At 40.1% G+C, this 22,717-nt stretch carries 23 protein-coding genes and 4 tRNA genes; 13 read left to right on the plus strand and 14 right to left on the minus strand.

Annotated features, from left to right (window positions below; translation table 11 throughout):
• The first annotated feature begins 3 nt into the window (after positions 1–3).
• Positions 4–507 (plus strand): hypothetical protein, encoded by a 504-nt coding sequence (locus EC846_RS07300; protein ID WP_123774703.1) that lies wholly within the window; start codon positions 4–6, stop codon positions 505–507.
• Positions 508–603: 96 nt separating this feature from the next.
• On the opposite strand, the gene EC846_RS07305 is transcribed toward EC846_RS07300, so the two are convergent.
• The 5 genes from EC846_RS07305 to EC846_RS07325 all read right to left on the minus strand — a co-directional run bounded on the left by EC846_RS07305 (position 604) and on the right by EC846_RS07325 (position 4,788).
• The gene (locus EC846_RS07305; RefSeq protein WP_123774704.1) at positions 604–1,011 is read right to left on the minus strand and encodes a hypothetical protein; all 408 of its coding nucleotides are present in this window, start codon (positions 1,009–1,011) and stop codon (positions 604–606) included.
• A gap of 22 nt (positions 1,012–1,033) precedes the next feature.
• Positions 1,034–1,939 (minus strand): DMT family transporter, encoded by a 906-nt coding sequence (locus tag EC846_RS07310; RefSeq protein ID WP_123774705.1) that lies wholly within the window; start codon positions 1,937–1,939, stop codon positions 1,034–1,036.
• Positions 1,936–2,514 carry a TetR/AcrR family transcriptional regulator gene (locus EC846_RS07315; protein ID WP_123774706.1) on the minus strand — a complete coding sequence of 193 codons (579 nt, stop codon included), beginning with the start codon at positions 2,512–2,514 and terminating at the stop codon, positions 1,936–1,938. Before EC846_RS07315 ends, EC846_RS07310 begins: the two co-directional genes overlap by 4 nt.
• A 183-nt stretch (positions 2,515–2,697) precedes the next feature.
• Positions 2,698–3,798 carry a DUF6670 family protein gene (locus tag EC846_RS07320; RefSeq protein WP_123774707.1) on the minus strand — a complete coding sequence of 367 codons (1,101 nt, stop codon included), beginning with the start codon at positions 3,796–3,798 and terminating at the stop codon, positions 2,698–2,700.
• 99 nt (positions 3,799–3,897) lie between these two features.
• Positions 3,898–4,788: an ATP-binding protein gene (locus tag EC846_RS07325; RefSeq protein WP_004770492.1), complete on the minus strand. Its 891-nt coding sequence runs from the start codon at positions 4,786–4,788 to the stop codon at positions 3,898–3,900.
• Positions 4,789–4,961: 173 nt separating this feature from the next.
• Here EC846_RS07325 and EC846_RS07330 point away from each other — a divergent pair, with 173 nt between their 5' ends.
• From EC846_RS07330 to EC846_RS07365, 8 genes are all read left to right on the plus strand, one after another.
• Positions 4,962–6,470: a DUF3336 domain-containing protein gene (locus EC846_RS07330; protein ID WP_004770491.1), complete on the plus strand. Its 1,509-nt coding sequence runs from the start codon at positions 4,962–4,964 to the stop codon at positions 6,468–6,470.
• On the plus strand, positions 6,445–7,266 hold the full coding sequence (locus EC846_RS07335; RefSeq protein ID WP_123774708.1) for a protein kinase domain-containing protein: 822 nt from the start codon (positions 6,445–6,447) through the stop codon (positions 7,264–7,266). Before EC846_RS07330 ends, EC846_RS07335 begins: the two co-directional genes overlap by 26 nt.
• Positions 7,267–7,372: 106 nt before the next feature.
• Positions 7,373–7,457 (plus strand) — tRNA-Leu (locus EC846_RS07340).
• Positions 7,458–7,526: 69 nt separating this feature from the next.
• A tRNA-Trp gene (locus EC846_RS07345) sits at positions 7,527–7,600 on the plus strand.
• Between the two features lie 146 nt (positions 7,601–7,746).
• Positions 7,747–7,831: transfer RNA gene (locus tag EC846_RS07350), tRNA-Leu, on the plus strand.
• Positions 7,832–7,898: 67 nt separating this feature from the next.
• A tRNA-Trp gene (locus EC846_RS07355) sits at positions 7,899–7,972 on the plus strand.
• Positions 7,973–8,555: 583 nt separating this feature from the next.
• Positions 8,556–9,593 (plus strand): arginine N-succinyltransferase, encoded by a 1,038-nt coding sequence (astA, locus tag EC846_RS07360; RefSeq protein ID WP_123774709.1) that lies wholly within the window; start codon positions 8,556–8,558, stop codon positions 9,591–9,593.
• A gap of 454 nt (positions 9,594–10,047) precedes the next feature.
• Positions 10,048–11,499 (plus strand): amino acid permease, encoded by a 1,452-nt coding sequence (locus EC846_RS07365; protein WP_123774710.1) that lies wholly within the window; start codon positions 10,048–10,050, stop codon positions 11,497–11,499.
• Positions 11,500–11,573: 74 nt separating this feature from the next.
• Here the strand turns inward: EC846_RS07365 and purB are convergent, their stop codons facing one another.
• From purB to EC846_RS07405, 8 genes are all read right to left on the minus strand, one after another.
• Positions 11,574–12,962, minus strand: coding sequence for an adenylosuccinate lyase (gene purB / locus EC846_RS07370; protein ID WP_123774711.1), 1,389 nt, complete (start codon positions 12,960–12,962; stop codon positions 11,574–11,576).
• Positions 12,963–13,050: 88 nt separating this feature from the next.
• On the minus strand, positions 13,051–13,782 hold the full coding sequence (gene hflD, locus EC846_RS07375; RefSeq protein WP_123774712.1) for a high frequency lysogenization protein HflD: 732 nt from the start codon (positions 13,780–13,782) through the stop codon (positions 13,051–13,053).
• A gap of 18 nt (positions 13,783–13,800) precedes the next feature.
• Positions 13,801–14,934, minus strand: coding sequence for a tRNA 2-thiouridine(34) synthase MnmA (gene mnmA, locus EC846_RS07380; RefSeq protein WP_047428793.1), 1,134 nt, complete (start codon positions 14,932–14,934; stop codon positions 13,801–13,803).
• A 4-nt stretch (positions 14,935–14,938) separates the two neighbouring features.
• Positions 14,939–15,427 (minus strand): NUDIX hydrolase, encoded by a 489-nt coding sequence (locus EC846_RS07385; protein ID WP_005258573.1) that lies wholly within the window; start codon positions 15,425–15,427, stop codon positions 14,939–14,941.
• A gap of 85 nt (positions 15,428–15,512) precedes the next feature.
• Positions 15,513–16,280: a DUF4262 domain-containing protein gene (locus EC846_RS07390; RefSeq protein WP_123774713.1), complete on the minus strand. Its 768-nt coding sequence runs from the start codon at positions 16,278–16,280 to the stop codon at positions 15,513–15,515.
• A gap of 64 nt (positions 16,281–16,344) precedes the next feature.
• A complete protein-coding gene (locus tag EC846_RS07395; RefSeq protein WP_123774714.1) occupies positions 16,345–16,887 on the minus strand; it encodes a gamma carbonic anhydrase family protein in 543 nt (180 codons plus the stop codon).
• A gap of 91 nt (positions 16,888–16,978) precedes the next feature.
• Entirely contained in the window at positions 16,979–18,127 is a 1,149-nt protein-coding gene (gene dacC, locus EC846_RS07400; protein ID WP_123774715.1) for a D-alanyl-D-alanine carboxypeptidase PBP5/6, read from the minus strand.
• A gap of 127 nt (positions 18,128–18,254) precedes the next feature.
• Positions 18,255–18,659: an MCR_0457 family protein gene (locus tag EC846_RS07405; RefSeq protein WP_123774716.1), complete on the minus strand. Its 405-nt coding sequence runs from the start codon at positions 18,657–18,659 to the stop codon at positions 18,255–18,257.
• 325 nt (positions 18,660–18,984) lie between these two features.
• Between EC846_RS07405 and EC846_RS07410 the strand changes: the two genes are divergently transcribed.
• Positions 18,985–19,344 carry a hypothetical protein gene (locus EC846_RS07410; RefSeq protein WP_005258570.1) on the plus strand — a complete coding sequence of 120 codons (360 nt, stop codon included), beginning with the start codon at positions 18,985–18,987 and terminating at the stop codon, positions 19,342–19,344.
• A 100-nt stretch (positions 19,345–19,444) separates the two neighbouring features.
• Here EC846_RS07410 and EC846_RS07415 read toward each other — a convergent pair whose 3' ends face one another.
• Positions 19,445–19,819 carry an MCR_0457 family protein gene (locus EC846_RS07415; RefSeq protein WP_123774717.1) on the minus strand — a complete coding sequence of 125 codons (375 nt, stop codon included), beginning with the start codon at positions 19,817–19,819 and terminating at the stop codon, positions 19,445–19,447.
• Between the two features lie 102 nt (positions 19,820–19,921).
• On the opposite strand from EC846_RS07415, the gene surE reads away from it, so the two are divergent.
• The 3 genes from surE (at position 19,922) to EC846_RS07430 (ending at position 22,698) form a co-directional block, all read left to right on the plus strand.
• Positions 19,922–20,692: a 5'/3'-nucleotidase SurE gene (gene surE / locus EC846_RS07420; RefSeq protein WP_004770469.1), complete on the plus strand. Its 771-nt coding sequence runs from the start codon at positions 19,922–19,924 to the stop codon at positions 20,690–20,692.
• A 109-nt stretch (positions 20,693–20,801) separates the two neighbouring features.
• A complete protein-coding gene (locus EC846_RS07425; RefSeq protein WP_069579752.1) occupies positions 20,802–21,632 on the plus strand; it encodes a peptidoglycan DD-metalloendopeptidase family protein in 831 nt (276 codons plus the stop codon).
• A gap of 136 nt (positions 21,633–21,768) precedes the next feature.
• Positions 21,769–22,698 (plus strand): LysR family transcriptional regulator, encoded by a 930-nt coding sequence (locus EC846_RS07430; protein WP_123774718.1) that lies wholly within the window; start codon positions 21,769–21,771, stop codon positions 22,696–22,698.
• Positions 22,699–22,717: the final 19 nt, after the last annotated feature.

Raw genomic sequence — 22,717 nt, forward strand, 5'->3', positions numbered from 1 at the left:
AAGTTGAAAATTTCTTATATTTTTACATGTGGCCGACTAGAATCTTTATTCAAGATTCTATGCCTCACTCAAAAAGGTGAGGAGAAGGTTGCATCAAAAGAAAAAGTAGTTGAACAATATAGAAAAGATATCGCTTTAGGGCGACCATTTGAAGAAACTGAACTTTATCAATTGATTGAACAAAGTGAAGAAAAAATTGTCATTAATCGCTTGCATAATATTCTTCGAGAAAAACCGACTCAGCAGAAGGGTAGCTTTGATGCGGATGAATATAAGACGGGTGCGTGGTCTGAGTTTAATGATTATAAATTGGCAGTTCGATTCTCAAATGCGAAAACCGAGTTAAGTGAAAAGCACTTTGCGAAAACAGGTGAGTATATGACCAGTCGTGGTGTCGCAAAATTGACAGGTTTTAATCCAAGTAACATTAAGAACATGTTACATCATAAAAGAAGTGTAGTGAGAAAAATGCTAACTACTTTAGAGAAGTTAGCAAAAGAATATTAATCTTTAAGCTCTATTTTCGATGCAGAGACAATGTCTTGCTCTGCATCGATAGGCAAGTTTATGCAGAATCACCCATATTAGATGGGGTTTTTGATATTAAATAAAATGATTTACACACATTTTGATTTTTTTAAGTGCCAAATTTGTACACTCATGATGAATACATTTCTCTGCTGAAAATCCATCATGGCTAAGAACTGCCAGAAATTGTTTGACTGCTTTAATTTCATTGTCAGATAGAACATGATCTTTAGTATCTAACTTAATACCGAAGATTGGGTATGAACTTTCTGTGGGCGAGCACTCAAAATACCACCATTGCTGACATACTGAACATTGATAGGATGTAATAGAATAATCAAAATTAGGTATGACTTCATCTGTAGGGATTTCTTCTTTGAAGTATTCTGGAAAGCTATAACTTGCTTGATAATCAAAACTGAAAAGATCAGTAAAATCATCAGGACATGCAAAAAAAGATTTTACCTTTTGGCATTCACACATATTCAAGACTCTTACAAATCGGTTAATTATTTTTAGATAACACCGCCAGACAAACAAAAATCAACCCCATACCAACCCAACCAATCGGGGCCAATTGTTCTCCAACCAACAAGACGGCAAACAATGCTGCAACCAATGGTTCAAATAGCGTCAATGTCGTCGCGGTACTGGCTGAAATGGTCTTTAAGGCATATCCAAATAACAGATAACCAAGAAACATGGGGATCAGCATCATATAACCCACGACATAAAGATTAACAGGTTCATCGAACAGATTGGTTCCCGTAAAAAATAGAGTCGGTAATAGGATTAAAGCACCGAAACCAAAAATTAAGCCCATCGATGCTTTTGAATCAACGCCTCGATCAATCATTTTTTTGGCTGCCCAAGAGTATAAGGAATAGGTCAGCGCTGCGATCAGTCCGAGAATAATACCAATCGTTTTCTGATCCGTTGCAATGTTTTGGCTTGTACCTTGGGAATGAGACTCTCCAATCGTTAACAGTAACACGCCAGCTACGCCAAAAATGAAACTGATAAACCATTGGCTAGAAAGTGCTTTTTTATCAAAGAATTTTTCCAGCAATGCCGTAAATAAAGGCGCTGAACCAATTGAAACCACAGTCCCAATTGTGATGCCAGCCATCCGCATAGAGGAATAGAAGGCCAGTGGATAAATAGCAACCGAAACCATGCCAATCAAAAGCAAAGGATAGTAAGAGCGAATTTGTGGTAAGTGGCTGCGAATGTTCTTATGGGCCAATAAGGCTTGTAGTAATCCACCACCGCCCATTGCGATTGCGCCTATGGCTAAAGGACTTAAATTCGGTGCATACGAAGCAGCAGTTCCTGTTGTTCCCCATAAAATAGAGGCCACTAAAACCGCAATAAAGCCATAATGAGCTTTTAGGTTGATTGAGCTATTCAATTTGCAATCTCTTGTTCTAATAATCGCTGAACCATATGTTTTGCGGCAAATACTTTATCACTGGAGCTTTCTAAACCTGCACGGGCGATCGATCCTTCCAGAATAAAAGAAAGCAGCAGGGCCAGTTCTTTGGCTCGCTCAGGATTGCTGGTTAATTGACTTAAATGTCCCACTAAAATTGCTTCAATCTCATCTTTATGGTTTTTGACAGCTAATCGCTCAGGACTATGTGCAGGAAACTCGGCGGCAGCATTTAATAAGCCACAGCCACGGAAACCTTTTTCATATGCAAATTCAGCGTGATCCTGATAGGCATCAAAAACAGCCAGAATTCCATCTAAGGGTGTTTCAATCTGAACTTTTCTTTTTTCATATAAGTCGAGCCATTCCTGATGACGTGTTTCGATGTAGCAAGTAATCAGATCTGACTTGGTGGCAAAGTTATTATACAAAGACATTTTGGCCACATTGGCTTTCTCTGTAATGGTATTGATGCCTGTGTTGCTGATGCCATCGTTATAAAACAAGGTGGATGCTGCATCCAGAATTTTTTGTTTTGCTGATTTAGAACTCATTGTAGAAATTTCTTATGTATACCGACCTACCTAATATTAGGTAAAAATCACTTAATTAGCAAGCAGGAATGCTCAAGTAGAGAGCAATATTATCCAGATATGAAGCGGAGTGAGGAGTGAAAGAGAAAATAAGCCTTTGAATTATTTCAAAGACTTATTGAAGCTATACGCGTGTAAATAGATTTATTTTTGAAATGAACTTTGATCTTCAACATCAATATATTCAATATAACCACGTCCTTGGACTGGTTGCTCTAGATATTCACCTGTAAAAGTGTAAGCACTGGCATAACCAATCCCATGTCCATAACGGAATGGGCTATCGATTTCCGCAGAAATATTTAAAACGTTCTGATCAGCATTATTTTTGACAGACCAGATAAATTGTTGCGGTAGACGCATTTTCTTACCGCTTGGAGAGACATGAGCATTCGGCTGATTGCTGATGACCTTAAATTCAACATTAGTATAGATTTCAGCAGGTCGGTCGGTGTGTCGGACATGCAAAGTATAGGCAGCAGCTTGCCCAAGAATATCGGCTTTAGTCAGAAGTAGCTGAGTTGTTTCAGTTAGATTAATGATTTGATAAGTGAAAAAATCAAGTGGTAATTTATAGGCTTCAGGGAGTAGCTTTTTCACGACTCCGTGTGCACCTGCTGCTCGTGCATATTCGTAGGTACATAAGCCTTTGGCAGGGGTAACTTGACCTTGATATTCAAGCTGACCTTTAAAGTTTGCCAATAAACTAAAATGATCATAAATCGGGGTTTTGATAAACCATGAAACCTGATCGCTCACATCCAGATCAAATTCAAAACTTAAGCCGTGATAAGCGCCTTTGAGTTGAATATGGGGTAATGTCCCTTGAATTGAAACTTCTTCTCCAAGTTGGATGACTGATCCATTGTCTTGAATATTGGTATTTTCTGGAATGATGTAGGCTCTTAATAGATGCTCGTCGATTGCAGCCGTACTTGAAAAGAATGTTGCAGTTTTTCTTGGATCATCCAAAGTAATATCATCATGGTCGAATGCCAGCGCACCGGGTGTGCCGAGCAAAATCATAATATTTAAATAACGATGTGGTTCAGGCAGAAGCGGAAAGAAAATCCCATAATGTGTCCATGTATAGAACTTTTCTTGTGTACGTGGTCGGATAATGTCAGGTTGGGAAAATGGCAGGGTTGAATATTGAATTGCTTGGTCTAATGTACCCTGCGCCAAGAGTAGGCTTTTCCCCATGATTTTGCTGGTGAGGGAAGTGGGAGGCAACTGTTTTTTCATCTTGTTTCCTAAACTTTATCGAAGCTGAAAAGTAGGTTATGAAAAACAATTGCCCATGCTAAGCGGAAAGAAGGACAAAGCTACGGCTTTTCAGGACATTTATGCAGACGCTTTGTTGGACAATTTTTCCAGATTTTGTGAGCCGATCCAGTGTTTTGAGAATTGATAGGCGGCACGGCCAGAACGTTGTCCACGAGCCTGACACCATTTTAAACTTTCACTACGCACCAAGTCGTTATATTCCAGATCAGCTTTCACAATATAGTGCTCTACAATTTGTAGATAAAGCTGCTGATCCATTGGATAGAAGGAAAGCCACATGCCAAAGCGATCCGAGAGTGAAATTTTCTCTTCAATCGCTTCCTGTGGATGCAGTTCAGTATATTGCGGTACATCTACTTTTTGCACAGGCGTATTTTCATGCATAAATTCAGGCAATAAATGACGACGATTACTGGTCGCATAAATAATAAAATTGCTTGAACCTGATTGCAGTGAGCCATCTAATACGCTTTTCAGGCTACGATAATTTTCATCTTCAGCGTTAAACGCCAGATCATCACAATAGACAATGAATTTCTCGGGACGATTTTCAATGAGTTTCTGAATTTTAGGTAAATCCGATAAATCATCACGTTCGATTTCGATCAGGCGTAAACCTTGCGCTGAATATTCAGTAAGAAGGGCACGTACAATCGAAGACTTTCCTGTGCCTCGCGAGCCGGTAAGTAATACATCATTGGCGGGTAAGCCGTTCAGAAACTGCAAGGTATTCTGAATGATCTTGTCTTTTTGGCGTTCAATCCCTTTTAAATCTTCCAGATACATCTTCTTTGGCTGCTGTATTGCGACCAGCTGCTGATTTTCCCAACGAAACGCAATTGCAGAGAAATCTGTCGGTTGTTTCGGAGCGGGAAGCACTTGCTGAAGCTGTGTTAAAACATTCGATAAGGACTGGATGATAGATTCTGGTAAATCAAGGATAGCCATAAATACAAACCAACTTAATGATGAATAGGGATACTAACATTGCTATTACTGAAATAAAGAAAATATCATCAGAAATATCGAAATAAATCGATTTTACCCTTGATTGTTACGGCAGCTTTTTGCATTGTATAGGTGCAAGAATTCAAAAAATATGCCGAAAATCAGGAACGCGAATGTTTAATAGAGTTCAAGAAAAAAAGAATACATATCAGTCGCATAGGGTTGATGTGTTGCAGGAACACTTACGACATGCAAGCTCTTATGATGAATGGAAAGAAATTGCACTAAAACTGGATGAAGACTCAGGCCATGAAGCATGGAAATATGACAATGAATCGCCTTATTTTGATGCAGAAATTCTGTCTAAGCGCTATAACTTATTAAAGAAGTATCGGACTCAGCATCGGACACTGGATCTGATTTATGTATTAAGAGAAGGATTGTCCTATGATTTTGCCAATATTGGTCATCCGATGTTATTTGCGGAGACTTATATTGGAACAAAAAAGATTATTGAAAATTATGTCGAGGAAATGAGCGACTGTTTTCGTTATCTTGCCTCCAGTGAATGCATTACCTTTCAGTTAAAGGAAAAAATCCAGTTTTTTGAAGAATGCCAGACTGCTTATGGACAGCCAGCCTTGATGTTTTCTGGTGGCGCAACTTTGGGGCTGTTTCACACTGGTGTGTGTAAGGCTTTGCTAGAGCAGGATTTAATGCCACGGGTGTTATCGGGTTCTAGTGCTGGGGCAATCATGACCGGTATGCTGGGTGTCTCTGCATCGGATCAGGTTCCTGATTTGCTCAAGGGGGAGCATTTCTTTAGTGATGCATTCAAGTTCCGAAAAGTGAGTGAACTGATCAGAGGGCATGGTGGTATTGCGGATGTCATGTATTTAAAACAATTCCTGATGCAAAACTTGGGAGATGTGACTTTTGCGGAAGCTTATCAGCAGTCCAAGCGCCATATTAATATTGTGATTGCTCCGTATAACACGGCACAAAGCCCACGGATCATGAATGCATTGACCGCGCCGAATGTATTGGTCTGGAGTGCAGTTTTGGCTTCCTGTGCCGTTCCAGTCTTGTTTCCCCCTGTGCATCTGACCAGTAAACGTTATGACGGGCAACATACGCCATACCTTGCTAATACCAAATGGGTGGATGGTAGTATGCGCAGTGATTTTCCACAGGAAAAAATGGCTCGCTTGTATAATATTAATTACACCATCGCCAGTCAGGTCAATCCGCATATTGTGCCGTTTATGCAAAGTGATTCTGATCGCTTCCGTAGAGATGTATTGAGTTGGCCTGAGCGGATTGTACGTCGCCAAGGCAAAGCCATTGCACTTGAAGTAATGGATCTGACACGTAACTATGCAGGAAGTTTTTTCCCGATCCGTCGTGCTCTGGATCATGGTTATGGCATTTTGGGACAGCGCTATTATGGTGATGTAAACATCATTGCCAAATATGGTTTGCGGCACTATAGCTATATGTTGAAAAATCCACGACCAAAACTGTTCAAAGTATTGCAGCGAGAAGGTGAGCGGGCGACCTGGCCGAAAATATCTGCAATCGAAACCCATGCAAGGATTGGTAAAACCATTGAGCATTGTTTAACATCATTGCGAAAGCAGGAAGAAAAGCAGCAGAATGAGTTTTACTACGTGGATCTGTGATCCCAAGATTGAACTTGAAAACTTGGCATTAGTGACCAAAGCGCAAAGTTATGCCTTTGGGCGACGCTTATATAGCTTTGAAATTCATCAGCAGCGTTACTGGCTTAAATTCCATCATTCAAATACACATGAAGGCTTTGAACAGGCGCTATTGCGCGAGCTAGATTTTTATCAGCATCGCCAAGAACTAGAAAGCTTTTTATTGCCCCATCAGATCATTCAACTAAATCCTTTTAAACAGCAACTGGATTGTTCTGGTGATGAGGTTGGATTGGTCACCGTTGCTGCAAAAGCGTTTTTTATACCTCTTTCGGATAGCTATGACATTGAATTCATTAAACAAAAGATCGTTGAAGCTTTAGATGCATTGAATGGTTTACACCAAGCAGGCTGGATTCATGGGGATTTAAAGGCAGAACATTTTCGTGTTCACGCTAACGCTTGCAAGCTGATCGATTTTGAGCAGACTTTTAGAATAGGGCAATCCATTCAAACTCTAGATGCAACACCGCATTATATGGCGCCAGAACTGTTTCATGGCGCAGGGAAGAGTATTCAAAGTGATTTATATGCCTTTGGTATTATTGTTTATGAATGGTTGACGCAAACTAGATTACAGGCTCAAAGCTATCATGACTGGGCAATCTTGCATTGCCAGCAACTGCATATACAGCTTCCAGAACGATTGCAGTGCTTTTTGCCAGTGTTAACAGGCTTATTGTCAAAGCATGTACAACAACGATTGAGCTCTGTTGAAGCGGTAAAAAGCAGTTTAAATGCTATAAATTCGCTTTAAAAGTAAACATAACATCTTGATTTGAATATTATATGTTCATTTGAGTGGTTTTTTTGCGAGAAAGACTTGTCATAAAGAAAGTTTCTCTCTAATATGCATACCCATCGGGGGCGTGGCGAAATTGGTAGACGCACTGGATTTAGGTTCCAGCGCCGCAAGGTGTAAGAGTTCGAGTCTCTTCGCCCCCACCAAATTTAAAAAGCAAGTTCAATCTTGCTTTTTTTATGGTTAAGTCTCTTAGGCTCTAATCATGCGGTTATAGAGGATTGGTGTAATGGTAGCATGACGGTCTCCAAAACCGTTCGTCAAGGTTCGAGTCCTTGATCCTCTGCCAAATTTGAAAAGGACTTTTTAAAAGTCCTTTTTTTACGTCTGTTGTTTTTAGTTGTATATTAAAAAAGCATTAGGTTTCATAGACATGATTTTTTTATAAAAAGGACTTGTCATGGAGAAAGTTTCTCTCTAATATACACACCCATCGGGGGCGTGGCGAAATTGGTAGACGCACTGGATTTAGGTTCCAGCGCCGCAAGGTGTAAGAGTTCGAGTCTCTTCGCCCCCACCAAATTTAAAAGGCAAGAACATCTTGCTTTTTTTATGGTTAGACCTGTTAGGTACTAATCATGCAGTTTAGAGGATTGGTGTAATGGTAGCATGACGGTCTCCAAAACCGTTCGTCAAGGTTCGAGTCCTTGATCCTCTGCCAAATAAATAGAAGAGCCCTTGTGAAAACAAGGGCTTTTTTATTGTCTGAATTTTTATTCTATTTTTATTGTCTGAGTTGCTACACATCATTGTTGTTATTCACCTCATTAAGTCCAAACTCTGATGAGTCAAATTTTACAGCCGTAGTTTTCTATTATTGTTGATTCCCTTTAGAGCAAGTGAGTCTATTTTTGAATAAATCCTCAAACAGGCATTTAAATAGTTTTCATATTGTCACTGTCAATGAATAAATTGCTAAAAAACAGCTCATTTTTTGCTTAATTTTAAATTTTGTATGGCAATTAGTTTTTGAATAATAGAGTTATCAATCTGAATATGCATCTGGTGATGCTATTTAATTTTGGTTTCAGGTTGATGAAAGTAGTCAAAAAAGACTTGCATAATTAAAGTCAGCTCAGCCGAAAATTGGCCTAGCTAGGGAAAATTTAATAATTAAGGAATAACAAATGTTGGTATTGTGCATGGTTCAGCAAGGAAAGCGTAATCTGGATGGCATTACGCAACGAGATCGTTACTGTGGGACTGGTTCTTTTTTTAATGATTCAAAATAAGGACCAAATCGCATGATGATTATTCGTTATATCGAGCAGAAAGATATTCATGATCTTTACCATTTGGCGCAAAAAGCAGGTTTTGGCTTAACCTCCCTGCAACCTGATATGGAAATGCTGGCTGCTCGTATTGATCGGGCTGTAAAAACAGTGGAAGGTAAATTAGATAAGTCGGAGCAGGGTTATTTATTTGTACTGGAAGATACCGCTCTCAATAAAGTCGTGGGTGTGTGTGGCATTGAGGTGGCGCTCGGGTTAAAAGAGCCGTGGTATAACTTCCATGTCGGTACACAAGTTCATTCTTCAGAGCCTTTGAATGTTTATAAAGCGCTGCCGACCTTGTATCTCAGTAATAATCATACTAATTGCAGTGAACTCTGTACCTTATTCCTCGATCCTGATTATCGCTTAAATAAGAATGGTAAGTTCCTTTCCAAAGTTCGTTTTTTATTTCTATCTGCGTTTAGACGATATTTCGAAGAAACGATCGTTGCTGAAATGCGTGGATTTTCTGATGAGAATGGACATTCACCTTTTTGGGATGCAGTCGGTCATAAATTTTTTGATATGGATTTTGCCAAAGCGGATTATTTAAGTGGAACAGGCAAAAAAGTCTTTATTGCAGAGTTGATGCCACGCCATCCGCTTTATGTCGATATGTTGCCTGATGAGGCCAAAGCGGTGATTGGTGCAGTGCATCCGAATACGGTTCCTGCCTATAACCTCTTGGTTGAAGAAGGGCTGCGTTATAAGGGCTATGTCGATATCTTTGATGGTGGTGCAACACTACAGGCGGATATCGAAAATCTAAGAGCCATTAAAGAGAGTCATGTGGTTCAGGTGCAGGTCGAGCAATCCGATCTGATCGCTGTAGGAGATGAGCCTTATATCGTTGCCAATGATGATTATGACAATTATCGCGCCATCCTCATCTATAACCATCCAGAACACAATCAGGTGAAATTAAGTGAACAGCAAGCGCGTGAGTTGCACGTTAAAAATGGTGATTCGGTTCGGGTGTTGAATATCAATATTCATCACAAGTCATAAAGCGTGGCCTCTTGGCTATTCGGGCATTTATAAGCGTGAAATTTATTTGACTTGTATTGTATTTTTTATGGTGTGAATCTATCGGTAGAAATTTTTAACTTCTTATGGATAGGTAATTTCAAAGATTATTTACATAAAAAATCCCTCTAATAATTAAATATATTTCACGTTTAATTGCTTGCTAATTGAGCGAAAAAGCGAGGTCTGCTCCTAAAGTGGCTGATGAATAGGATATGATGCTTGCGCCTAAAATAATTTTGATCAATAAGAACAGATTTTAGTGGCTCAATAAGTAAGACATAGAAAGGATTTATAGGTGAGGTGAATGAACTAAGCTATTCATTTTAAAATAATTTTATTGAACGAAATGGAATTTTTATATTAAAGCAGCTTAAAAATATTTTATTTTTATCAAGTGCTTATAACGGTTGTTGTAAGTTGGAGTAAGGATTACATGAGTCATAATAAAGAAAAGCAACTTCAGGATGAAGACCTGTCAGGGAATCAGCAGGATGAGGAAAAGTTACAGCGTTCTTTGACCAATCGTCATATTCAGATGATTGCGATTGGTGGCGCAATTGGTACTGGTTTGTTTATGGGTTCTGGTAAAACCTTGAGCGTTTCGGGTACCTCCATTGTTTTAACTTATTTGATTATCGGCTTTTTCTTTTTCTTTGTGATGCGGGCGATGGGTGAACTGTTGCTGGCAAATACCAATTTTAAAACCTTTGCTGATTTTGCAACCGCGTATATAGGCCCTTGGGCTGGCTTTTTTCTGGGTTGGTCGTATTGGGGGAACTGGATTATTACCGCAATCGCAGATGTCATTGTGATTGGTGGTTACATGCAGTTCTGGTATCCCGATGTACCAGTATGGATCCCGGCATTTACATCGCTGGCGATTTTGACGATTTTGAATTTTGTCGCCGTCCGGATGTTTGGTGAGCTGGAGTTCTGGTTTTCATTAATTAAAGTCTCTGCCATTATCCTGTTTATCCTTGCAGGGATTTATTTAATTAGTACAGGATTTACTTCCCCAAGCGGTGTAAAGGCTTCGATGAGTCATGTATTTGAAACTGAATCCATGTTTCCTTATGGCCTCACTGGCTTTTTGGCTGGGTTCCAGATTGCGATTTTTGCCTTTGTTGGGATTGAGCTGGTGGGTACCACAGCGGCTGAAACTAAAGATCCACATAAATCACTGCCGAAAGCGATTAACTCTATTCCGTTACGTATCCTGTTATTTTATGTTGGGGCGTTGGTGTGTATCATTGCAGTCACGTCTTGGGCAAAAATTTCACCAGAAAAAAGTCCATTTGTTGAGATGTTCTCACTGATCGGCTTACCGATTGCGGCTGGCTTGGTTAATTTTGTGGTGGCGACGTCGGCACTTTCTTCTGCCAATAGTGGTATTTTTGCAACCAGTCGTATGCTCTATGGTTTGTCATTGGATAATGATGCGCCTAAAAGTTTTAGTAAATTATCGAAAAGAAAAGTGCCGATTCGTGGTTTGGTTTTCTCCATGACTTGCGTCACCATCGGTACTTCGATTTTATTTATTGTGCCTAATGTCATGACCGCGTTTACCATCATTTCAGCGCTGACTTCGATCTTATGTGTTTTTACCTTTATACTGATTGTTCTTTCTTACATTTGTTATCGTAAGAAGTTTCCTGAGTTACATCAGCAGTCTAAGTTTAAAATGCCTGGTGGCTTAATCATGGCATGGTTCACGATGTCATTTTTGGTGTTTACCATTGTTATCTTGGCATTGGATCATGATACCTTAATTGCATTGGCGGTTTCACCAATCTGGTTTTTTGGTCTGTTTATTGCCTATCGCCGTAAAAAGAAAAAGATGCTGGAGCTGGATGTATTAAAAGCCAGAAGTATGGATTATGTTTAAGCAGGATTGAGTAGAGCGGACCGAGTTTAAAAACAAAAAAGCAGAGCCGAAGCTCTGCTTTTTTATGTCATCAGTTAGATTTTGCTGATTAAATCATTGATCTGTTTTGCTTGTTCAGCGGCATTACCTGTGTAGGTTGCAGGTGTAAGCTCAGCTAGACGAGTACGCTCATCTTCTGGAACTTGAGCAAGTTCGTCACCTTTAACGAAGTTCACCATCATGTCGCGCGTCATAGCTTGACCACGAGTCAGGGCTTTTAATTTTTCGTATGGCTTTTCAACATTATAACGACGCATAACTGTTTGAATTGGTTCTGCAAGAACTTCTTGTGCTTGGTCTAAATCTTCATTTAAACGTGCAGCATTGAGTTCAAGTTTACCTACACCTTTTAAGCAGGCATCAAAAGCAATCAAGCTTTGCGCAAAACCAACACCCATATTACGTAATACGGTTGAGTCGGTTAAGTCACGCTGCCAGCGAGAAACAGGAAGTTTTTCCCCAAGGTGACCCAATACTGCATTGGCAATACCTAGGTTACCTTCTGAATTTTCAAAATCAATCGGGTTTACTTTGTGTGGCATAGTTGAAGAACCAACTTCACCATCTTTTAACTTTTGTTTGAAGTAACCAAGCGAGATATAACCCCAAACGTCACGGTTAAAGTCGATCAGAATCGTATTGAAACGACGTAACGCATCAAACAATTCAGCCATATAGTCATGTGGCTCGATTTGCGTAGTATATGGGTTAAATGCTAAGCCTAAAGACTCAACAAATGCTTGTGCATGTGCAGCCCAGTCAATTTCAGGATAAGCAGAAAGGTGAGCGTTGTAGTTACCTACCGCACCATTGATCTTGCCGAGTAATTCAACATTTTCAAATTGCTTGATTTGGCGCGCTAAACGGTAAGCAACGTTCGCCATCTCTTTACCCAATGTGGTTGGGCTTGCAGTTTGACCATGTGTACGAGACAACATTGGCTGTTCGGCATGCGTGGTTGCTAAAGCTGAAATCGCATTGAGAAGTTGCTTCATGCTTGCAACTAAAACTTCACGACCATTTTTTAGCATCAATGCATGAGACAAGTTGTTGATGTCTTCAGAAGTACATGCAAAGTGAATAAATTCACCAGCATTTTTTAATTCATCAATCTTGGCAATTTTTTCTTTAAGGAAGTATTCAACTGCTTTTACATCGTGGTTGGTGGTGCGTTCGATTTCTTTAATGCGATTTGCATCTTCTTCAGAGAAGTTGGTCACAATCGCATCTAGCGCTGCATTGGTTTCATTTGAGAAAGGTGCAACTTCGATGATTTCTGCACGATTTGCAAGTGCTTGTAACCAACGCACTTCAACCGTGACACGAGCGTGGATTAAACCAAACTCAGACAAAAAAGGGCGTAGGGCATCGCATTTGCTAGCGTAACGTCCATCAAGTGGCGAGAGTGCGGTTAAAGCATTCATACAGATTCCTTAAATTAAAGTCTCTCCTTATAGGAGAGATTTAGAGAGGTTGTAAAACGACATAAAAATAAAATCGTTGGCGCATCGGCTATACCACCTGATACTGCAAACGAGCGAGAGCTTGAATATCTTGCAATAATTTGCGTTTACTAAAGATCATACTCCACGAGCTGCCGCCAGATTGTTTCCATAAATGGGCCAGCTGTAAGCCTGTAAACAGGCAAGCTCGGATACGGTTGGTATGATTGATATCTTTAAATGCTTCCGCATTACCACGGACTAAAATGCGCGGATTAATTTGGCCTGCCGTTTCAACATAGGTTTGTGCGAGGTTGGCAATAATGCTTGGATGCAAATAATTATTATCGAAAAAAGAGAGCTGTTTTAAGATTTTTTGTTGGGCGTTTTCAATGATTTTGACGTATTCAGGATTGCTGTAGACTTTCTTTTCCAGTTGCAATAAAGCCATTGCATAGGACATTGGTAACTTGGCAGTCGACATTTTTGGCACACGAGATTTCGGTGCAGTATTAAAAGGCTGGGTAATGCAGCCTTCTAAAGTTTTTAAACCGAGGGAAATGTCAGCAAGCTGATTAAAGAAATCGAGCGTTTGAGTCGCCTTATTTGAAGTTGGGCGGATGTTTAGGCTGGCCTTGATCAGTAATTCAAAATAAAAATTACCACTATCACCAATGCTTTGTTGACCCGCCATCGCTGTCATATGCGTTAGCTGAGTTGCCTGAAAGACTGCCGCCAATGCCAAAGCACGGTTTTGTCTAACATTCAACGCTTGAGTGTGCTGAAAGGGTAACTCGACCATGCTTCGCTTCCAATTTCCTTAAATAAAATCTGGTTCAGGTGCATTAGTATGGTGAATTACACCACCGCCTAAGCAAACCTCTCCTGAGTAGAACACGACGCTTTGTCCTGGAGTCACCGCACGTTGCGGTTCATCAAATTCAACTCGCACACCATTTTCAGTCTGTTCATCGCGGTAGATTGTACACGCTTGATCAGGTTGGCGATAACGGGTTTTTGCTGTGCAACGGAAACCAGTCGTTGGAATATCCTGTTCGCCAGCCACCCAGTCAATCGACTCACTCCAAAGCTGTGTGCTTTGCATCAATGGATGTTCATGTCCTTGTCCAATTACCAGTCGATTATTGGCAATATCCTTATGTAGTACGAACCATGCACCTTCTTGCACACCTTTCATACCACCGATACCAATACCGCCGCGTTGACCCAGCGTATAGTACATTAAGCCGTGATGTTCACCAACTTCTTTACCTGATTCCAAAACAATTTTTCCAGCTTGGGCGGGTAGGTATTGTTTTAAGAAATCAGTAAAACGACGTTCACCAATAAAACAGATACCAGTGGAGTCTTTTTTCTTGGCTGTTGCCAGATCTAGTTCTTCTGCAATGCGACGAACTTCTGGTTTCTCGATTTCACCTACAGGGAACAAGGTCTTGTTAATTTCACGACCATGTACAGCATGTAAGAAATAAGTCTGGTCTTTATTATTATCAACACCACGGAGTAATGGCGCATAGGTTTCGCCACGCGAATTTTGCATGCTTGCACCACGACGGGCATAGTGACCTGTTGCAATAAAGTCTGCACCTAAAGTCATGGCATGGTCGAGGAACGCACGGAATTTAATTTCTTTATTACAGAGAATATCTGGGTTTGGTGTGCGACCCGCAGCATATTCAGCGAGGAAATGCTCAAAGACACGATCCCAATATTCCATGGCAAAGTTGGCAGTATGCAGTTTGATGCCAATTTTATCTGCAACGGCCTGAGCATCTGCCAAGTCTTCAAGGGCTGTGCAGTAATCCGTACCATCATCTTCTTCCCAGTTTTTCATGAAAAGACCTTCAACTTGATATCCTTGTTGAAGTAATAATGCGGCAGAAACAGAGGAATCTACACCACCAGACATACCGACGATGACACGTTGTTGCATCTAATTAAGCATCCAAATGAGAAGTTAATGAGGGAGAGAAAGGGTGCTCATAAATAAGCGATAAAGGATATTTTTTGCCAGCAAGGGCATCTTCAATAGCTTTTAAAACCAATGGGCTACGCGCTCGTGCAGATTCTTGTAGTTCATCCAGATTCATCCACACAGCACCCACGATACCTGTATCCAGCTGCGCATTTTCTTCAACTGATGTGACATGCGCCAAAAAGCAAAAACGATAATAGGTACGATCGGGGAACATTGGAGGAGTGTAGGTATAGATACCGAGCAGATGATCGACTTCAACATGATGACCTGTTTCTTCCAGAGTCTCACGAATCGCTGCCTGAATAATGGTTTCACCACATTCTACATGACCAGCAGGTTGATTAAACACGGTATGTACAAAGCCTTCGCTGTGTTCTTCAACAAACAGAAAACGTCCGTCTTTTTCGACAACAGTGGCGACTGTGACATGAGGTGTCCAAGCGGTCATAGAAAGCACCATGGTTTTAAAAAATGTATTCTACAAAATTTGAGAGTTTTTGGCTATGGTCAGATTTCTAGACAAAATAATTGCCTTATATATCCTCATAATCTTCAAGATTTGATCTTTCCCATTTTCCACCGATAAAGCCTCTTTCTGCTGCTTGATTGTAGTCTAGATCGAACACCTCATTCAGAGTTGGATCTCTTAATACCATTTGTTCCAAAGCAACAAGACGAATATCTTCTTGTTCTTGATCGCCTGTTAAAAATTGCCAGTCACCATCAATGTCATGAACAACTCTTAAAATAGGCTGGTTATGTTCTAACCATTGGCTAGTCGTAAAGACGCCTAAATTTTTAGCCTCTCTAAATTTAAAATCAGCATTTCGGTCTAAGAGTGGTTGATCATGAATAAATCTTTCCTCAAACTCATCTTCCCAAGGAAATTTATCATTGCGATCTGTCCAGACTAATTGCAAAGCGGAAAAGTTGTTGTGTTGGTAGTAATTTAAAGCAGCACCAAAATAATCTTCAATATTTCTAAAATCTACTGGTAAAAACTCAGCACGACTATTTTTGAAGATGTTTCCATAATGATTATAAGATTTTATCTTTTCACCATTTCTGATTAGATCCGCTACATCATTGATAATCATATGGGCTAAGTCAGTTGGTAATCCGAAGCATATAATTTCAGGATGTTGATAGCTTTCATACAAACCGACACTATAGCTAAAAGAAGGTAGATAGTCTGTCGCACTAATTCCTACGACTTGCAGTCCATATTTCTCAATATTGAGTTTAGTTGTATTAATCAGTTCATCTGGAGTGGGGCAATCATGTGGATGATTAGTGCTCATTAGATATCTCTAAAAGTTTATTATTCTTAACGATGTATAAAGAATAGAAGAGGAAAAAGCGAAGTTAATCTTCGCTATTCTTGTAATTATCCTTCACTTTCACATAATGACGTGCTGAATAAGGTAAAAACTCCATTTCTTTCTCAGTCAGTGCACGCACTTGTTGTACTGGACTACCGACATATAAATAACCGCTTTTTAACACTTTACGTGGCGGAACAAGACTACCAGCACCTATCATTACATCATCTTCAATGATCACATCATCTAAAACAACGGTATTAATTCCGATCAAGACACGACTGCCAATGGTACAACCATGTAAAGTCACATGATGCCCAACAGTGACATCTTCACCAATGACCAATGGCGAACCATTCGGTTTAGACTGGTTTTTATGGCTGACATGCAACATACAATGATCTTGTACATTACTGTTTTTACCAATCTGAATTGAGTTCACGTCACCGCGAATCACAGCAAAAGGCCAGACCGAAACATTTTCAGCGAGTTTAACATCACCTACAACAACCGACATCTCATCGATATAACAGCTAGAATCAACATCAGGTTTTTGGTCGAGATAAGGACGAATGTTCTTTGGCATAGCAGCGTTCGCTTGAAAATTTAGGGGAATTATAAAATAAAAAAGCATTCATACCCAAGAGCATGAATGCTTAATCTAACTCTTCTAAAATTTAGAACAAGTTGCTAAAGAACATTTTGATATGGTCAAACATACGTGCGAAGAAACCAGCTTCTTCAACAGGTTTTAATGCAACCAGAGGTTTTTCCGCAATCACTTTACCATCAAGGCTTGCAACCAGTTTACCTACAACTTGGCCTTTTGCTAAAGGTGCATTGAGTTTAGGTTGAACCACAAGCTGAGTTTTGATTTTATCTGCTTGGCCTTTAGGCATGGTCACATTGAAGTTTTCTGCTAAACCAATTTGAACATCGTCTTGTTTACCAAACCATACTTTTGCTTTGGCAAGAACCTGGTTTGCTGGTTGAACATTGGCTGTTTCAAAGTTTGCAAAGCCCCAAGCCAAAAGTGTACGTGTTTGATTAGCACGTTCATTCATGCTTGGTGTTCCGAAGATCACTGAAATTAAACGCATTGGGCCACGTTTACTTGAAGTGGTTAAGCAGAAACCCGCTTCATTGGTGTGACCTGTTTTTAAACCATCAACGCTTGGATCGGTATAAAGCAGGGCATTACGGTTGCCTTGCTTGATGCCATTAAAAGCAAATTCTTTTTCTGAATAGATTGGATAGTATTTAGAACTGTCTTTAATGATGTGCTGTGCAAGGATTGCCATATCTTTGGCTGTTGAATAATGACCTTCAGCTGGCATACCTGTTGAGTTGATAAAGTGAGTATTCACCATACCAACACGCTTTGCTTCCTGATTCATCATATGAGCAAAGGTACCTTCATTGCCCGCGATATGTTCAGCCATTGCTTTAGAAGCATCATTACCAGACTGGATGATAATCCCACGTAACATTTCTAAAACGGTTGCAGTGCCATTTAATGGAACATACATACATGATTCAGAGCTGCTACCACGACACCACGCAGATTCATTCATGCGTACCTGTTCATTTTCAGTCAATTCACCCTTTAAAAGTTTCTGCTCAATGATGTAGCTTGTCATCATTTTTGTCATTGAAGCAGGTGCAAGTTTTTCATTTTCGTTTTTGGCAGCGAGAATCTGTCCAGTCTCGTAATCCATTAATACGTAGGATTTATTATTTAATTCTGGTGGAGCGGATAGGACAGTTGCTGCATATGAAAAGCTTGGCAAAAGTAATAATGCAGCAAGAGCGCTTTTGTGTGTCATTCTAGGTGGTTCCAATATCTTGTATGAAGCAGACGAGCCTAGCATTTTAGGATAAAGCAAAGCCGACTTCTACGGGGGAAATCGGCTTTTTCATACAGTATTGTAACCTGAACCTTAATTGTTCATCTTATTTGGAATAATAATTACGGACATCATCGCAAATTTGACGATTATCACTGTCAGATGCTGCTTTTGCATCATTACGTGCTTCTTTTAAAGCCTCTTTAAAATCTTGGCCTTTTACACGTTTATTTAAAGTTTCAACTGCTTTCGGGTCATTATTTAAATAAGCTTTAACCAGATTGTCATAGGCTTTGTTAAATTTTAAATCTTTGCCAATCAGACTTGGACAAATTTCAGAGAGAACATAGATCGCTGCAAGCTCTTGCTTGGTTACGCTATCAGAAGTTGGAGTCACTTCAATCTTTTCTGCATCCGTAGATTTTTTATCTGCCGCAAATGCTGTAGGAGCTAAAGCGCTAGAAGCGATGAGAAATGATAAACCTAGTGTTTTAAAAACATTTTTCTTCATAAGAAATCAAACTCAGAACAAGACTTAAAGAATTTGAATAACTTATAGCATAGATGCAGGTAAAAAATTGTATGTTTGCTGTAGGAAACGTGGAGAAAGTGTGGGTTTAAATTTTCAGAATTTTAAATTCTTCAATAGATTTAAGCGATTTTCTCCTGCCGTATTCGTCCTGCTTTCGCTGTCGTGGAGGATGGCATGAGGTCACTTGACATCCTGTATAGACTTAAACAAGATTAAAAATTAGCCATTAAAAGGTGAGGTAGAAAATTAAAATGATAAGAAGGAGTTAATAAAGAAAGAAGAGATTAACGTAAGGAGTAAGAGAATGAATAGATTTAATGGTGGTGTTGATATCGCACTAAAACTTCCACCTCATCAATTTGAAGCGACAGTTGCATTTTATCGGGATGTGATTGGTCTTAAACAGATTACAGAAAAAGAACCTGATATTGGTTTTGAATTCGGGCCAGTCAAACTGTGGATCGCCGCCGTACCAGAAATGAGTCAGGCAGAACTTTGGCTTGAACTATTTACGGATGATTTTACTGAGGCAGCTCAATATCTAAATGAAGCGGGTGTTGTGCGTTGTGATGCGATTGAGCCTTTGCCCGAAGGTTTTAAGGGTGGATGGATTACCAGCCCTGCAAATATTATTCATATGGTTCGTGAGCCAGATGCGTGGTAATGGCTGTAGCGATATAGGGATATGATGTGGATGATGAAATGGAGAAGGTGTGGTTTTAAACAATCTAGATTTAAAACCACACTGATATTCTAAAGTGTGATTAACCTTCGAAATTCAATACTTCTTCACATACCGCTTTTTGCTCAGTCTTGTCGACTTCAGTTGCCGCTTCATGGGCATCCTTCAACAAACTTTTAAATTCCGCATCCTTTTGCAAACTCTCAAGCGAAGCTGATTTGTCAGAATAGTTACTTAAATAAGTTCCAACCATTTTTTTGATGTTTTGATCAAATTTGGCATTTTTACCAATCAGAGCTGGACACATCTCAATCAGTACTTGCGCATTGGCAATATCATCTTTAATCAGTGCATCTGCTTCTTTAACTGAAACCGCTTCATCTGCAAATACAACAGGTGCTGTAAAAAGCGTGAAACTCACCCCAAAAACTTTAAGAAAATTAGATAAATGTCTCATGGCTGCGTAAATTTTTAATACTAAGAAGCCATAAATATATATAATTCAAAGAATAATTCAATTGAAAAAACTGCTTAGTAACATTGAAGAGAATTGATTTTAGTGAATATTTTAATTGCAAACGATGACGGTGTGTTCGCACCTGGCCTACAGGCTTTGGCTCAAGCATTAAAACCTTTAGGTCGTGTGGTTGTGGTTGCGCCTGAAAGTGAACGTAGTGGTTATTCAAGTGCATTAACGCTGGATCGTCCTTTACGTCCTGTTCAAATATCTGAAGATGTCTGGGCGGTAAATGGCACACCAGCAGATTGTGTTTATTTGTCCATGAATGGCTTATTTGATTTTGAATTTGATCTGGTGGTCAGCGGAATCAATAGTGGAGCAAATTTGGGCGATGATGTTTTATATTCAGGGACTGTTGGTGCAGCTTTTGAAGGGCGTTTAATGAAACATCCTGCGATTGCAGTATCTCTGGCGGGCGCGAATGTACGTGCATATGAGCATCCAGAACATTATGCAAAAGCAGCACAATGGGTACACGACTTTATTGCCAAAGGTTTACCAATTTTACCACCGCGCCATATTTTTAATATTAATATTCCGGATGTTGAGCAGATTCAAGGTGCTCAAGTGACCTATCAAGGGCGCAGGGCACAATCGAAACCGATCAGCAGCCATGTTGACCCGCGTGGACGTCAGGTGTATTGGATTGGACTGGCAGGTGAAGCGGTGACAGATCCGCAGCCTGTCTCGGATTTTATTCAGTCAGACTTCTTTGCTGTGTCAAATGGTTATGTCAGTATTACCCCAATCCAGATGGATGCAACCAACTACACGGTGCTGGAAAATTTACATGCTCATGTAAATGGATAATGGTGTGAATGTTATAACTTTGTGAATAAAGAAAGTGAGAACTCGTTTTTTCTCACTTTTTTGATACTCTTAGCGCAAATAAATTGAGGTTTTTTCGATGAGGGCGAAGATGCACTTAAACCATGTCTCGGTTTTTCTATCACAGAAAATGATTAAAACAATCGTTTTGTCTATGGCGGTTGCGACAGTGGCAGTTATGACAGGGTGTGCATCAAAACCGCAAGTCAATGGTGGAGCACGTCATACGATGCCAGCACCAAACTATTACACGGTGCGTTCAGGTGATACCTTAAGCGGGATCGCAAATCGTTATGGTTTGAACTATCTTAATGTTGCTGCACTGAATGATATCGCACCGCCTTATCGTATTTATGTCAATCAATCATTGCGTTTAAAAGGTTCAGTTGCTCAGCGTACTACATCAACGCAAGCGATGGCGCAAACAGCTCCAATCCAGCGTCAAAGTATTAATTTACCAACTCAGCAACCTGTAGCGCCAAAACCACAACCAGTTGTACCTCGTCCTGTCGTGCCAGCGGTTCCAGTGAATCCGTCATCTTCGACTGTCGCATCAAGTCTGCGTTGGGTTAAACCATCGAATGGTGCTGTGATTCAAACCTTCAATCTGGCGAGTAATGTAAAAGGTACACGCTATGGCGGTAATGTTGGCGATCCAATCTTTGCAGCTGCAAATGGTCAGGTAGTCTATGCGGCTGACGGCCTAAAAGAATATGGCAATCTGGTGTTGGTGAAACATATTGATGGCTATATCACAGCTTATGCACACAACAGCAAAATGCTGGTGAAAAGTGGTGATAATGTGACAGCTGGACAGAAAATTGCAGAAATGGGGTCTTCTGGCGCATCACAAGTCATGTTGGAATTCCAAGTTCGCCTGGATGGCAAACCTGTGAACCCAAGCACAGTTTTACCAAATTAACTAAAGATTATTAATAAACTTTCAATAATTTATTAATAATCCCCCTAGTCTAAAAATAGACTTCCTTGTATACTTAATTTGATTGCTTTCATTAGAACAATAAGCATATTAATAAATTAAGTTGAGAGGGAAGTCTATGCTAGATCAATTGCGTGCAATGGGGGTCTTTGCTTGCGTTGTAGAAAAAAGTTCTTTTAGTGGTGCAGCAAGGGAACTCGGAATTACAACCAGTGCGGTTAGCCAACAAATCCGTTCTTTAGAACAAGAAATGGATGTGACCCTACTTCATCGTTCAACCCGAAAACTCAGTCTTACAGAAGCTGGACAGGCATTTTTCCTCAGTTGTCAGGAAATGCTGGCTGCAGCTGAACGGGGCAAAATTCGTATTAATGAATTACGTGATGATCTGGTTGGAGATCTGCGTATTGCCACCACACCTGAATTGGGTGCATTACACGTCATTCCTGCATTGTCTCACTGGATGTCGGCGCATAAAGGGCTGGCGATTCATTTTGAAGCAGACCATCGTTATATTGACCTGATTGAAGAGCGTATTGATATTGCGATTCGAATGAGTTTGAAGATGGAAGATCAGCAATTGTCTGCTGTGCCATTGGCACGTGTAGATCAGGTTCTGGTTGCATCTCCAAGTTATCTGAATCAAGCACAACCGATTACTCGTCCTGAAGACTTACGTCATCATGAGCTGCTTCCAATTACTTTAATGCAAAACTATCAGCATTTTACTTTCCGCCACGGTATTAGTGGGGATGTAGTCAATGTGGATATGAAAACTCGTTTAGGTACTAATAATGTATTCGTTGCCAAGGCGTTATGTCAGCAAGGGCATGGTTTGGCGCGTATTCTCTATATGGATATTCAAAAAGAGCTGATCAATGGATCTTTGGTTGAGGTTCTACCAGATTGGCAACTACCAGCTTATACCTTGCATGCTTTAACCTCGAAGCGTGAACAATACCCAATAAAGGTTCATCGTTGTATTGATGCCTTGAAGCAATATTTTGCCCAGTTACCTGGTGGACGCTCCTTGCAGGGTGTCGCCTAAGTAAAAAGGCCATGTTCCG

Source organism: Acinetobacter sp. BIGb0102, from assembly GCF_003815055.1.
GTDB classification, from domain to species: Bacteria; Pseudomonadota; Gammaproteobacteria; order Pseudomonadales; family Moraxellaceae; genus Acinetobacter; species Acinetobacter vivianii.